The organism is Pirellulales bacterium, from assembly GCA_036499395.1.
Classification (GTDB): Bacteria; Planctomycetota; Planctomycetia; order Pirellulales; family JACPPG01; genus JACPPG01.
In genome coordinates this window covers 468,135-480,816 of sequence record DASYDW010000063.1, presented here as the reverse complement: position 1 = coordinate 480,816, position 12,682 = coordinate 468,135, and the positions used below count along the sequence as shown (strand labels likewise).

The window sequence follows — 12,682 nt, the reverse complement described above, 5'->3', positions numbered from 1 at the left end:
CGCACGCACTCCTGGCTCAACCGCGCACGGCGCTTGTTGATCCGCTGGGAAAAGAAAGCCGCGAATTATCTGGGCCTGCTCCATTTTCAATTCGCTATCGTCGCCTTGAGAGCCGCCAAGGTTCTCGGATAGGCTTTAAGTCGGCGGAAGGCAGTGATCGTGGCTGCCCAGATAAGAATAGTCACTGCTGACCACACGAGGCCGCGCACGGAGGCGGCAAGCGTAGAAGGCGCGCCCCGAAATACTACCGTCTTCTCAGACCCTAGCCCAACGCTTTGCAAAGTTGGAACAGTTGAAGCCAGCCCGCAGACGATTGCTAGGATCGACACGAGGGCTAGCAATTCCAACGACGAACAATTGAACCAACGGCAGGTCTGCTCGGATCGTGCGGGCATCGCGTAGTTGCAGACTAATTTCCTGAGGTCGGAGTAAACCAAATGATAGAATTCGGACATGGCCGGAAGTCGACGTTCCCTATGGCTGGATATTCTTTCCTTCGCCCTGTTTGCGCTCGGGGCGGCAAGCATTGGAGATTCCGTCTATATCGTATGGGACCTACGACAACCGCTTCCGCCAGGCGATGCTCATTGCTTCATGCCATTGCTGGCGGTTTCATTTCTTGCCACGCTCGGCGCTACCTTCTGGCTGGCATTTCTCTTTTCTCTATACCGTAACTAATCGAGACTGTCTTTCGGGGCGATCCCATGAGCCGATCGTGCATTCATTGGATCGGCGTTGGCGGCGATTGACCGGCTTCGGCGATTTGCTTCGCATTCTGCCGCAATTCCAGGCGACGGTAGCTCACTGCGGATCGAATGGCCTCGGCTAGACCGACCGTCGCGATGATCTTGAACAAGCCACCCTGGGCGATTGTTGTCGGGTCGACGATCGCCGAGATAGCGATGCCGCCGAGGAACAGAACCAGTGCCAGGAGAGTGGTCGGAACTGGGTAGCTGTTGATGGCCAGCCCTAGGGCAATGAAAACGATTCCCAAGGCAACAAAGCCACCATTGATCAGTTGGATCGAGCGTATGGACCTTTCTAACTTAGCGCTGTCGACGTCGTGGCCTTCGGCCTCGTGCTGTTCGATCACGGCTTCCACATCGTTGCGTAGTCTCGCCATACCAAAGCCGTTTATGGCGACGGTAAGGATGCCGATGACGAACATCAACGCCCGCGGCTCCTGCAACGACCGTCGATAGATCTTCTTCCCTATGCCAGTGGGTAATTGAGTCAACTCGTCCAGCGACGGGAGCGTGGGGTCGTTGCTCATCGCAAGGTCCTTAATTGGTCAGCAGGGGGAAAAGCCGCTTGTAACGATCACGGCTTGGTTGGCGGGGACGGTCCGAACGCAGGTTTGTCAGTTGTCTTTACTGCCGGCCGAGGCTTTACACCGTTGGCCTCGCTTAACACTTCGAAGGCGCGGACGAAAGCATACCTGGCATCGGTCGCCGCCAACTGCGAGTCGAATCGGCTGTCCTGAATGACGGCGTTGGCGTACTTCTCCATGAAATCGACGTGGGCTTGCAACTTCGCCCGGTAATCGTCCTTGGGAAGATTCTCTCGGCGAAGTGCCTCGCAATATTTCTCCGACCATACCGAGATGCCTGGGATGCCAGCGGGAATCGCGTGGCCCTTTTTATGTAACGCCCAAAGTTCGTCCAGGGCCTGCTTCGCAATTACTGAAGACGGTGGTCCCAGTTCCAGTCCGTGAGTCGCGTCGGCAGCAACGGCCGGCCTTTGATTCGACTGCACGTACAAACCGGCGCACAGCAAAGCGATGACCAAGCTTGTGCCAGCGGATGCGGTTAGATTTCGACGTCGCATGAGACACTCCCAAGTCGTGACGGGGGCTTACCGCAATCAACATGCACGCAGGGCGCGGCGAGTGAAAGCCAACAGCCCGAGGCCCAGGCCCAGCAGTGCGAAGGTCGATGGTTCGGGGGTAGGTATGACCACCAGCGAGGTCGGTGTCAGAAACGCGGGGCCGGCTCCGTGCGTGCTGTCCGAAAGTATGGTGCGATTGCCGGTCAGTGGATCAATCGAGAATATCGCATTCGCGCCCCAGGTGGCCAATAAGATGTTTCCATTCGATGCAATGCCGAGACCAACAGGTCCGGCGCCGGCCCAGATAGGCCCCGAACCGACGGTCGAACTCGAAAGCACCGTACGGTTACCTGTCACCGGATCGACGCGAAACACGGCGGCTAATCCTTGGTCCGAGACAATCAGATTGCCCGAACTATCGACCTTCGTGTCGGTAGGAAATACAAAATTCGGTCCCGTTCCTACGCCTGTTCCGGATAGTACGGTGCGATTACCCGTTGTCAGATCCACGGACAGTATTTGGCCTGCATAGTAGCTATCAACAAACGCGGTATTCCCCGAGATGACGGTCCCCGTTGCATATTGCAGTGCTGGTCCCGTTCCAACGGTCGGACTCGAGATTACCGAGCGATTTCCCGTGGTAGGGTCGACGTTGATCAGCGAGTTCTGATCAAGGGCCACTATCGAGCTTCCCTTGGGCACACCACCGATCACGTCCTGAAAAGCCGGGCCGCTGCCAACGCCCGAACCGGAAATGATTGTGCGATTGCCGGTCGCTCGGTCGACCTCGATGAGTCTGCTCAAGTCCGTTTGCGCGAAATTACGGTCTCCTACCAAGAAATTTCCATCGGGCAGAAGAGATACCCCGAAAGCGCCTGTAAAATTGGGCCCGGTTCCGTGCGTATTGTCCGAGAGGATCGTTCGATCGCCGGTGTTTGGGTCGACAACGACTAAACCCGAGTCTGTAACCGCATTGATTGCTCCAGCGACGACAATATCGCCAGGCTGAATCGTGACCGCCTGAACGACGGGCAACGGGCAACAAATGAATGCGAATACGCCGGCAATTAATCCGCTAGCTATTTTATTCATGTACTGGCCTGGTGTATGAGGACGGAATGGGACGATCGCGCAACAACAGCAGGAGATGCTGCGCGACGACGTTGGGGCAACGACAGCCGGAAAGAAGTGTGCAAAGAGTCAACTACCAATGACTCGGCACGATCGGCTTTTAGAGAACGCTCAGTAGCGCCGCCTGGCGAGATGAGTTTTCTAGAAGTAAAGATTACCGGCTTACAATACACCACCCGTTAGAGCTAAACAAGCAGAAACGTGGTTGTGGTGCATCCCGGGCCTTGGACCACCGGCGCCCCGCGTTCGACCGCGCAGTAAAATCTCCCACATGGCTTCGTCATCGCAGAAAACTCGCAAGATCATCGATCGGGCGCTCGTCGGCCTCGCGATTCTTGCCCTGGTATTTCCGTTCGTCGCGGTGCATTTCTTCGAAGGTCCGTTTGGCTTCTTTGTTCCGGCGGCGGCGTTTTTAATTCCCTTCTGCTATGGATGCATGTCAGCGATGATTCTCGGCCCTCGCGCTGGCCTGGCGGGCGTGATACTCGGCGCAGCCGGGACATGGTCGTACTTCCTATTCCGCTGAGAATCGCCGGGACCTATGAACGCTCGGGCGGGGACCGGAGTATGGAGGCATTTCGAACATGACCCCGACCCCTTCTGATAATCACCCGACGGTCATAATTGTCAGACGACACTCAGGGCCTTCGACCGAGCAAGCCATCAACTTCTTAACGGCGTGTGCCATGAACAAGCGTTTTACACCGGATGGGCGAACGAATCGCGAGCGAATGCTGGCCGGGGATCAGTACATCTGTGACGATCCACAATTGATCCGCGAAGGAAACCTCGCCGCGGACCTCTACGCCAAATACAACGCGACAGCGGCCGAGGACCAAGGTCAACGCGATCGCATCCTGCTCGAACTGCTGGGCAGCGTCGGCGCCGGCACCGTGATTCGACCACCGTTTTATTGTGACTACGGCTATAACATTTTCGTCGGCGCGCGATCGTTCGCCAATTGCGGGCTGGTGGCGCTCGACGTCGGCCGCATCACGATCGGCGACGATGTGCAGATTGGCCCACAAGTGCAACTACTGACGCCGACCCATCCGCTGGAAGCCGAACCGCGGCGGGCCAAGTGGGAAGGTTCACGACCGATCACGATCGGCAACAACGTGTGGCTCGGCGGCGGTGTGATCGTTTGCCCGGGCGTAACGATCGGTGAAAACACCGTGGTCGGCGCCGGCGCCGTGGTCGTGCACGATCTGCCGGCGAATGTGCTCGCCGTGGGCAACCCAGCCCGGGTCATTCGCGAATTACGATGAGACGTCGTTGCGTGGCGTTGGTATCTAGTGTTCGTCGGGATCGTAAATCTCGGCCTCTGGAAATAGACGAGAACAACGAGCTTTTAACGCGTCTTCATCTGACGAATTCCCGGCAGGAAAAATCAGACTCGGAATCGGTTCATCGCCGAGTACTCTCCGCCACCAAGGGATTGACGGAGGAACGTACCCGCCGCCCCAATGTCCTGCCGATTGGTAGGCGTGCGCGACGGTCATCACCCCTATGCCATTCTCTTTAAGCCACGACAATGCCGCATGGCGCTCGTATACCAACTTCACTTCGCGCGTGATCCACGCGGTGACCATAAGCGTTGCAAGCGCTGTTCCCACGCCAAACTGGAACCATCGTCGGCGGGTGGTTGGCGCAGTGTCGACCATAGCTATTCAGCCTAGCGACGATAGTCAGTGACTGTCAAAAAGTGTCCCACTGACTGCGTTAGACGCGATGCGTCAGCTTCGGGCACGCTCAGTTCAGTTGCATTGGCGCTACCTGGCTACCGTGAGCAAGTTCGTCCCAAGGTATCTCAGGAAATAGCGATTTGATTCTTGCCTCTTCGGACGGACTGCATTCTCGCGGAATGGCGATCCATGCGGCCGTCTCGTCCCCAAGCCATTGCCTGATGATGCCAATTGTCTCTGGCTCCGACGTGTTGAACATTTGATTGCAATCTGAAACCGTGTGAAACCGCCCTACGTTATTCTTAATCCAACGTGCCGCGGCCTGGCGCTCGCGAACGATGTTTAATTCGTATCCGAGAAACACAGCGACCGCTGTCACCACCACGAACACCGTCGCCAGCGAGAACCGAAACCGTCGTCGGATGGACTTAGGGGCTGGAAACATACTGATTAACTATCGACGTTCGATTAGTCGCCAAAAGGTCTCGGCGTGTTGGTCAGTTCGTGTTGGAACGGTTTGGAATGCCGGCAGTGATCCGTTTGGCCGTCTCGGCGGCGAGGCGGTCGTAGTCGGCTCGGTTCTCGTAGGTCGGATCGAATTCGATTTGCAGCCTCTTCAGTTCCGCCGCTAAGAGAGCGCCTTGGTCCGCATCAAGTGCTTCAATCTCGGCGTGAATGAGGCCTTGCGTCGCCAATCCGTACCACGAGTTGTATTTCAACCGTTCAAGTTCGCCGACGATATAGAACACGCCGTACGAAGCGAAGATCGTACAACCCCCAAGCAACAGCCTGAGCCACAGACGTGCCTGGAATTCAGAAAGCACCCAGACGATTGGGAGCAAGATGACAAGCACAACGGCGATGATCATCGCCTCCTCCTTCGAACAGCGTGGAGCAGCATCGGCCATAGGCATTCAGCCTAGCGCGCTGGTCAGTGCCTGTCAAAAACGGCCGATCGACCGCCGACAGGCAAGCAACGCGATGCCGCAGAGAGGGGCCAGGATGAGAGTTGAGGGCTCGGGGACCGCTGCCGAGTTACCGCTGCTGGGAGTCGCCAGCCAGTTCGATGAAGCGAGAGCGAGATCCTGCGCGTTGACGACGCCATCGCCGTTGGCATCGGCTTGAGGAATTGGCGCGAAGCCTGAACCCGTCTGTAGCCAGGTGCTCGACATGAGAGCAAGGTCTTCGCCGTTCACAATGCCGTCGGCGTTGACGTCACCGGGGATGACGGGGGTGAGGAGGACGCCATGACTTTGGCCGTTGAGCGTGCCCAGGCCGGCAATTTGGCCCTTGTCATTGATGGCAGTTCCCTGGGTCAACAACCAACCCGAATTCTCGGTAAGTACCGAATTCAGGTCGATCATGGCGTTGCCTTGGTAGAGGAAGGCATGTTCGTTGCCATAACCGATGGTGTCTGAAGTGCCGACGACTTGGCCCGGATTGTTGACGTCATATGCCTGCGTTAGATGGCCACCGAGATTGCCAAGACCATGTACCGAAGTACCGTCCCAGAGGACAGCATTGTCGAAATCGCTTTGACGCTTCGAGGAGACAACCCAGCCACTGTTGTTTATTCCGATGGCGGGAGGTTCACCGGGGAAGATCGGTAAAAAGTTAAGCGACGCACCATCGTAGAGATACGCTTGCCAGTCCCCATTGTTTGTCGCATATCCAGCTACCTGCCCGGTATCGTTCAACGCGAACCCATATCCAGACGAAGGGAGAATCGACGATATATCCTGTTGGCTCCCATCGCTTACGTTGTAGATAAACGGGCCATCGCCCGGGATATAGCGATTGGCAGTATTGCCGGTGCCAAGGATCTGCCCATTATTATTGATGGCAAAGGCACCCCCATTCCAAAGAGTTTGCGTCGTCGTTCCGTCGTAGAAGAATGCTTTGCCCAAACTTAAGTCAATGCCGACAACCTGCCCTTTGTCGTTAATGCCTAAACCCTCTCCTCCACTACCAGTTAGATAGTGTGGCGTGCCGTCGTACCAGATCGCCTGATCATTTGATGAGCCTGCAATCTCGCCGCTGGCATTAATTCCGTTAGGTTGGACGTCTGCCCCCAAGTCAGTCACGTAGTAGCCGGCAGCACGACCGACGCTTGGCAGGCTAGCGACGACTAGCCCGAGTAGAAGTGTGTTTACGATCGACTTTCGCATTCAGGTAGCCCCATTCCTGAAACATCGTTGGAAACAATTACTGGCAACGGTTGAAATTATCTGCTTCTCGCACGCTCTGCAAACATCGAGGTGCGTGCAGATGCCAGGCTGGCACGTAAATACACATCAATCTACGGAATAATATCCGGCTCAATCTGATAGCCGTCTGCCAGACTGTTGGTTGAGTTGTACAACTACATTTGGCCACACACTGCTATTCGCTGCCGAGGGCGCAACCGAGGCAGGCCCGTCTCGGCGTCGGCGCAGGGCGAGGGTAATTGCGTCGGCTAAGGCCATCGAAACGCGTGAGACGGCCGTATAGGCGATTTAAAACGGGGTGGTGGCGATCGGCATGGGGCCGAGTCGCATAATCGAAAGGTATGGATATCGAAATGCAAACGGAGCAACGGAAACGAACGTCGGCACTTCAAATGAACCCAGTCGCCAAAGCCAGCAACTACATCTGGCATGTGGACGACGTGCTACGCGATCCCGATATGAAGGAGCCTGGAGCTTGGGGACGCGTGTCGAGGCGAGAACAGAATCGCAATCGCAACCTGGACGACCAAATTGCAAACCTAGACATCGTTGCCACCGATCGTGATCGAATCGTTGGTAAGGCGTTTCGACACGTCGGCCCCGGATGGGACGTTAAGAATGAAGACTTCGCCAAAGCGATTCGATGGGCGAAGCGCAAGCCAGGACGCTTTTTGTTGGCCGAGGACGTGACGCGTTGGCTGCGCAGTCTCGTTTACCACTCAAACGCGAATCGAGATGCCACGCCAACGGGGTGGCAATTCGAGCAATTGTTAGCGAAAGCTGACGGAGTAATTCTGGCGACTGTGCTGCACCCCGATGCGCCACGCTCGGAAGTCGAATCGTTTCAGCGAAAGCGTGGCAGACTGATAAAGGGCCGCAAGGGTGGTAGGCCAAAGATCAAGAAGCCGGGCGACAAGAAGCGCTGGCGAGAGAAGAAACTGCCGCTTGTGCTGAAGTACCAACGGCAGGGCGGCTCAGTACGTGAAATCGCTGGCGCAACGGCAGTGCCGTTTAGCACCGTATCGCGATGGATTCGCCAGTACGCGTAGGGCGTACCATTTTTTGTCGCGAGCATCGCATTGCCGTGCGATTCGAGACGGCGATGTACGGCGTACTGGCGCCATTCAACGCTCGCCGGGTCGAAGGCTAAACCATTAGGGCAACGTCTATCGTTGGAGTCGCGATAACGCCAAGTCGAAGGAAGGCATCGCGGTCCTGCTCGAACACCAGATACGCTTCTTTGTTGGCCCGACGGAATTCGATCTGTTCGATCCCGTTTCCAAATTCTATCTCGGCATGTCAGCCGAAATTGGCGAATTGAATGCCGGTTTTCAGATTCGCGAGTCTGTCAAAAACCGTATTCACCGTCTCAAAAGGGGCATCCCTGCGGTGGGAAAGCTACCGTTCGGCCGCACTTACGACCGTAAGGCGCTTCGCTGGGGCATTCATCCGGCAAAGCAGAAAATGATGCGGGATGTGGCCAAGCGATATCTCGCTGACGAGTCCATGGAAAGCATTGCGGCCGAATACGGTGTTGACCAAGCGAACCTGCACTGGCTTCTCCTAAAACGCTGCGGGACAAATTGGAGCGTTCGATTCAAGAGCAAGCGATTCAATATCGACGAGACTATAGAGCTGACAGTGCCCGCACTGCTCGACGATGCCACGATAAAGGCCGTGCATCTCAAAAAGAATCAGAACAAGACTCGTACCTCCAAGGGGGGCACGGAGCACAAATACTTGCTCCGTGGAATGGTCTTTTGCGCCAAGTGCGGCTATTCGCTACAGGGCCAGCCCCGCACAGCACGCGGCACGTTCGTTTATCGCCACAGTAGCAATCAGAACGCCAAAAAGTGCGACGTGAGACCTCGCCCGTGGATTCGCGAGCACGCACTTGATGACGCCGTTATTCGCCAGCTCCTGGATTGGTACGGCAACCCGCCCGCCGTGAAAAAGGCGATCGAGGCTGCTCATCCTAATCTCAAACGACTCGATTGCCTAAACGACGATCTCGAGCAAAATCGCAAGAGCATCGCGAAGTTGAAAAAGGCGCTCACCAAACTCGAGAGCAAGGCGATCGACGAACTCATTTACAAAGGCACCATTTCTGAGGAGTCGCTGACGCAAAAGAAGGAGCCACTACAAAAGCGATTGACGGTCCTGAGAGCAAGGCGCAATCGGCTAGTGGCAGAAATCGAGGCCATGCCCACACCGCAAACGATTAAGACAGAGGCCGTTAGGGTGGCATCGGCGATGAAGAAACGCATTGGCAAGAAGAAGAATCCGAAGAGAAGCCGACGGCGAACAAGCGCACTCGCCACCGCGGCCATAGGGCTCGCCGATTCCTTTGAGCACCTTACCTGGGCTGATAAACGTGCGTTGCTCGAAGACGTTTTCAACGGCACGTTAGTCGATGGCAGGCCAATGGGCGTCTATGTCCTGCCAATTGATGGACAGGTCGATGGCAGATACAAGCAATGGCGTTTCGTCTTGCGTGGCAGCACTGGGCTGCCACGCATCGGCGCAAACGGCCGGACTTCGGGGGATACGGCCGATTTGCAGTGTGTGGCAGAATTGGCGAGTAGTTGAACATCGCTACCACGGCCATTAGTTCGCCGAGCCCTTCATCGTCCAGCCCGAGCTTTTTGACCGCGGCGGTGTGGGAGTTCACGCAGTACGCGCACCCATTGGTCGCCGAGACGGCCAGGGCGATCATTTCCTTGGTCAGTGGATCGAGTCGGCCGGGGGCCATCGTCACCTTCAGACGCGTCCAGATCTGCTCGAGTAGCGGTGGATGTGTGGCGAGTGTTTTCCACAGATTTGGCACGAAGTCGATCTTCTTCGTGGCCTTGATGTCGTCGTAGATCTCCCGCACGCGGCCTGTCGCGACGGCTTCCTCGACCATCACGACCGTTGCCGGTCCCGGTTTTTTCACTTCGCGGGCTGCCATCGTCATGCTCCTCGTGCCGAAATTGTTGAATGTGTTTTGTCGGTGGATTGTGTTTCCGGTGCTTCTCGATGCATCGGATGCGCGATGTGCATCATACCGAAACGAGAACGGGAAGAGCCGTGGGCGCGACGACGCCGAGCGAGGTTATTTCGCGGCCGGCACCAGTTCGACGCATACCAGCGATGAATCATCGCGCGCGAAGACGTGTCGGCCCGCGTAGGCGGGATGTGCCCAGGTGGGGCCGATGATCTTGGTGCGCGATTGTTCGTCGTAGCCTGCCGGTGTGAAACGAGCCAGCACCAGTTCCCCTTCGGCATTTAAGGAAATCACGCGGTTGCTGTCGCCGAGCCAGACCATCGTCGCCTGCGGATTGCGGCCGCGCGGTGTCAGGCGATTGCCGTCGTCCCAGAGCTTCTTGCCCGTCGCGAGTTCGAAGCAGGTTAGGCCCAGTTGTTTGTCGAGCGAATAGACGAATCCGTCGCGTTCGAGCGGTTGCGACATCAGGCCGCGCAGGTTCTTCGTGTCTTCCCAGGCGAGCGTTGCGTCTGTGGGCCCTGCGCCCAGGCGGATCGCCTTCGATCCTTCCCAATAGCCGCTGACGAACACCAGGTCGTCGCGCACGATCGGCGTGGCAATCGAGACGCCGTACGTCACTTTGTAGGGCACACGCCAATCGACGTGCCCGGTGTCCAAGGCGACGCCAACGATATTCTCGGGCGTCCAGCCGACCAGTTGCTGGCCATACGGGCGCCGCACGATGATCGGCGTTGCATAACCGGCGGGATCGTCGCACGCGCGCCACACTTCGCGACCTGACAGTCGATCGAAAGCCACGAACGACGCGCCGGGCACGCCCACGTGAACAATCACCAGGTTTTGCCAGATGACGGGCGACGCCGAGAGGCCCCAGTCAGGGATCTTGGCCTGCATTTCGCTGACGCAGTCGTGCGACCAGAGGAGATTGCCGTTCGTAGCGTCGAGACACATCACGTGGCCGAGCGCACCCAGCGTGTAAATCCGTCCGTCGTGGATCGTCGGCGCCGCGCGCGGTCCGTTGCCATAGTCGAGCTTGCCGTAGGTGACCGGGTATTCGTGCTTCCACAATTCGTGCCCGGTCGCGGCATCGAAGGCCAGCACGCGCTCGACCTCGGCAGGCTGTGTTTGCCGGTCCATCACGACGGCCCGGCCTTCGGCAACACTCACACCGGCATAACCGCCGCCGATCGTTTGCTGCCAGACGGTTTTCAATCCGTCTTCCGGCCATGTGTCTGGCAGCTTCGGCGATTGCCAGGTGCCATCGCCGCGCGGGCCGCGCCAGCGAGGCCAATCCTCAGCCAACACCGGCGCGGCGGCATGCAACGCGCACAGAATCGCCGCCAGCGCCGCGATCTGACCGCAGGATGTGAACCAGCCGCGCTCGCGCATTAGAAATACTCTGCAGAAGTGTTTCGAGAGGGCGGTCGCGATTCAACGATGCCGGACCAAGCCAATGCCGCCAGCGCGTGCAGCATGAGCCATCAGCTACACCAGCTCGGCGATCGGCCGCGACCCTTCGGGCAGGATCGGCACGGGGCGATCGGCCAGGTCCTTCACAAACGTGTGCGGGTCGAGCCCCAGGTTGTGATAGATCGTGGCGAGCACGTCCAGGTACGGGACGCGGCGCAGGGTGGCGTACGCGCCGATCTTGTCGGTCGCGCCGATGACTTGCCCGGTTCGCATGCCGCCGCCGAACATCAGCGCGAAATTCACCGGCGCCCAATGGTCGCGACCGGCATCCTTGTTGATCTTTGGCGTGCGGCCGAATTCACCCCACACAACCACCGTGACGTCGCGATCCAGCCCACGCGCGTAGATGTCCTCGACCAGGGCCGAGATTCCTTGATCGAACAGCGGCACCCGGTCTTTCAGTGCCGCGAAGTTATTTCCGTGCGTGTCCCAGAAGCCGTAGGCCACGGTCACGCAACGCGCGCCTGCCTCGACCAAACGGCGAGCCATCAGCAGTTGATCGTTCCACTCGGGCGCGCCGTCTCCTTGGTGCTGCGGCGAACCGCGACCGTAGCGATCGCGCACGGCCGGATCCTCTTTTTCGACGTCCATCGCGTTGACTAACTTGCTGCTGGTCAACACGTCGAACGCACGACGGTAAGCGGCATCGAGTCGTTCGACCCCTGCGTTATCGACCGAGCGGCGGAAGTCGTCGAAGCCGGCCAACAGGTTGCGCCGCGCCGTGAATTCATCGTTCGAGACGAACCGCAGCTTCATACTGGCCAGGTCTTCGCCGTCGGCTTTGGCGCCGCCGGCCGCGTTCCCCATCATGCCCGGTCCTGGGCTGTTGTCCGGTTTGTGCTGCATCGTGGGGAACAAATCCACGAACGGCGGCACCACCGGATCTACAGGGCCGGCCAGCCGCGCGATGACCGAACCGAAATTCGGCCGCCCCTCGCGCTGCGCCACGTTCATCGTATAGCCGGTCAGATTCTGATAGCTCGAATGCTCATCGCGCAGCCCGACGATTGAACGCACGAGTGACACGCGATCCATCACGGTGGCCATCTTCGGCAACAGCTCGCCCACCTGCAGGCCGGGCACCACGGTCGAGATGGGCTTGAACTCGCCGCGAATCTCGTCCGGAGCGTCCGGTTTCAAGTCGAACGTGTCTTGATGCGCCATCCCGCCCGACAGATAGACCATGATCACGGACTTGTGCGAGCGGCGTATGCCCTGCTGCTCTTCGGCCTTGAGCAGTGCGGGCAGGCTCAAGCCCCCCATCGCCAGTCCACCGACTTTCAAAAAATTGCGACGCGTGGCGCGATCGCAATAGCGGTGCTTTGGCCCGAGCAGGGTGAACATCCGGATCGTTCCTCGGTGCGGCTGTTCAGCGA

General features: G+C 58.0%; 13 protein-coding genes and 1 pseudogene. 5 read left to right on the top strand and 9 right to left on the bottom strand.

What is annotated here, in order from left to right:
• Positions 1-132, top strand: a 132-nt coding sequence (locus tag VGN12_11205) for an IS5/IS1182 family transposase (GenBank protein ID HEY4310010.1), incomplete at its 5' end; no start/stop codon positions are given.
• 589 nt (positions 133-721) lie between these two features.
• On the opposite strand, the gene VGN12_11200 is transcribed toward VGN12_11205, so the two are convergent.
• From VGN12_11200 to VGN12_11190, 3 genes are read right to left on the bottom strand one after another with little or no spacing between them, the layout of a single operon-like run.
• Entirely contained in the window at positions 722-1,273 is a 552-nt protein-coding gene (locus tag VGN12_11200; GenBank protein ID HEY4310009.1) for a hypothetical protein, read from the bottom strand.
• Positions 1,274-1,320: 47 nt separating this feature from the next.
• Positions 1,321-1,827: a hypothetical protein gene (locus tag VGN12_11195; GenBank protein ID HEY4310008.1), complete on the bottom strand. Its 507-nt coding sequence runs from the start codon at positions 1,825-1,827 to the stop codon at positions 1,321-1,323.
• Between the two features lie 36 nt (positions 1,828-1,863).
• Positions 1,864-2,919, bottom strand: a complete 1,056-nt coding sequence (locus tag VGN12_11190; GenBank protein ID HEY4310007.1) for a PEP-CTERM sorting domain-containing protein — start codon at positions 2,917-2,919, stop codon at positions 1,864-1,866.
• A 310-nt stretch (positions 2,920-3,229) separates the two neighbouring features.
• Here VGN12_11190 and VGN12_11185 point away from each other — a divergent pair, with 310 nt between their 5' ends.
• Together VGN12_11185 and VGN12_11180 are read left to right on the top strand one after the other, a co-directional pair.
• Positions 3,230-3,484 carry a hypothetical protein gene (locus tag VGN12_11185; protein HEY4310006.1) on the top strand — a complete coding sequence of 85 codons (255 nt, stop codon included), beginning with the start codon at positions 3,230-3,232 and terminating at the stop codon, positions 3,482-3,484.
• A 160-nt stretch (positions 3,485-3,644) separates the two neighbouring features.
• Entirely contained in the window at positions 3,645-4,226 is a 582-nt protein-coding gene (locus VGN12_11180) for a sugar O-acetyltransferase (protein ID HEY4310005.1), read from the top strand.
• A gap of 24 nt (positions 4,227-4,250) precedes the next feature.
• On the opposite strand, the gene VGN12_11175 is transcribed toward VGN12_11180, so the two are convergent.
• From VGN12_11175 to VGN12_11165, 3 genes are all read right to left on the bottom strand, one after another.
• Positions 4,251-4,622, bottom strand: a complete 372-nt coding sequence (locus VGN12_11175) for a hypothetical protein (GenBank protein ID HEY4310004.1) — start codon at positions 4,620-4,622, stop codon at positions 4,251-4,253.
• 518 nt (positions 4,623-5,140) lie between these two features.
• Positions 5,141-5,512, bottom strand: a complete 372-nt coding sequence (locus VGN12_11170; protein ID HEY4310003.1) for a hypothetical protein — start codon at positions 5,510-5,512, stop codon at positions 5,141-5,143.
• A gap of 72 nt (positions 5,513-5,584) precedes the next feature.
• The gene (locus tag VGN12_11165; protein HEY4310002.1) at positions 5,585-6,811 is read right to left on the bottom strand and encodes a dockerin type I domain-containing protein; all 1,227 of its coding nucleotides are present in this window, start codon (positions 6,809-6,811) and stop codon (positions 5,585-5,587) included.
• A 431-nt stretch (positions 6,812-7,242) separates the two neighbouring features.
• Between VGN12_11165 and VGN12_11160 the strand changes: the two genes are divergently transcribed.
• Both VGN12_11160 and VGN12_11155 read left to right on the top strand, forming a co-directional pair.
• Entirely contained in the window at positions 7,243-7,899 is a 657-nt protein-coding gene (locus VGN12_11160) for a hypothetical protein (protein HEY4310001.1), read from the top strand.
• 268 nt (positions 7,900-8,167) lie between these two features.
• A complete protein-coding gene (locus VGN12_11155) occupies positions 8,168-9,439 on the top strand; it encodes a zinc ribbon domain-containing protein (protein HEY4310000.1) in 1,272 nt (423 codons plus the stop codon).
• A gap of 22 nt (positions 9,440-9,461) precedes the next feature.
• On the opposite strand, the pseudogene VGN12_11150 reads toward VGN12_11155, so the two are convergent.
• The 3 genes and pseudogenes from VGN12_11150 to VGN12_11140 form a co-directional block, all read right to left on the bottom strand.
• A pseudogene (locus VGN12_11150) lies at positions 9,462-9,602 on the bottom strand (carboxymuconolactone decarboxylase family protein).
• Positions 9,603-9,944: 342 nt separating this feature from the next.
• A complete protein-coding gene (locus VGN12_11145) occupies positions 9,945-11,225 on the bottom strand; it encodes a PQQ-binding-like beta-propeller repeat protein (GenBank protein ID HEY4309999.1) in 1,281 nt (426 codons plus the stop codon).
• A 96-nt stretch (positions 11,226-11,321) separates the two neighbouring features.
• Complete coding sequence (locus VGN12_11140) at positions 11,322-12,650, bottom strand: DUF1501 domain-containing protein (protein HEY4309998.1); 1,329 nt, start codon at positions 12,648-12,650, stop codon at positions 11,322-11,324.
• Between the last annotated feature and the right edge of the window lie 32 nt (positions 12,651-12,682).

What these genes read in the sequence shown, in the direction of transcription:
- VGN12_11185 (HEY4310006.1), top strand. Translation starts at nt 3,230, where the DNA reads ATGGCTTCGTCATCGCAGAAAACTCGCAAGATCATCGATCGGGCGCTC.
- VGN12_11160 (HEY4310001.1), top strand. Translation starts at nt 7,243, where the DNA reads ATGAACCCAGTCGCCAAAGCCAGCAACTACATCTGGCATGTGGACGAC.
- VGN12_11145 (HEY4309999.1), bottom strand. Translation starts at nt 11,225, where the DNA reads ATGCGCGAGCGCGGCTGGTTCACATCCTGCGGTCAGATCGCGGCGCTG.
- VGN12_11195 (HEY4310008.1), bottom strand. Translation starts at nt 1,827, where the DNA reads ATGCGACGTCGAAATCTAACCGCATCCGCTGGCACAAGCTTGGTCATC.
- VGN12_11140 (HEY4309998.1), bottom strand. Translation starts at nt 12,650, where the DNA reads ATGTTCACCCTGCTCGGGCCAAAGCACCGCTATTGCGATCGCGCCACG.
- VGN12_11175 (HEY4310004.1), bottom strand. Translation starts at nt 4,622, where the DNA reads ATGGTCGACACTGCGCCAACCACCCGCCGACGATGGTTCCAGTTTGGC.
- VGN12_11180 (HEY4310005.1), top strand. Translation starts at nt 3,645, where the DNA reads ATGAACAAGCGTTTTACACCGGATGGGCGAACGAATCGCGAGCGAATG.
- VGN12_11200 (HEY4310009.1), bottom strand. Translation starts at nt 1,273, where the DNA reads ATGAGCAACGACCCCACGCTCCCGTCGCTGGACGAGTTGACTCAATTA.
- VGN12_11170 (HEY4310003.1), bottom strand. Translation starts at nt 5,512, where the DNA reads ATGATCATCGCCGTTGTGCTTGTCATCTTGCTCCCAATCGTCTGGGTG.
- VGN12_11165 (HEY4310002.1), bottom strand. Translation starts at nt 6,811, where the DNA reads ATGCGAAAGTCGATCGTAAACACACTTCTACTCGGGCTAGTCGTCGCT.
- VGN12_11190 (HEY4310007.1), bottom strand. Translation starts at nt 2,919, where the DNA reads ATGAATAAAATAGCTAGCGGATTAATTGCCGGCGTATTCGCATTCATT.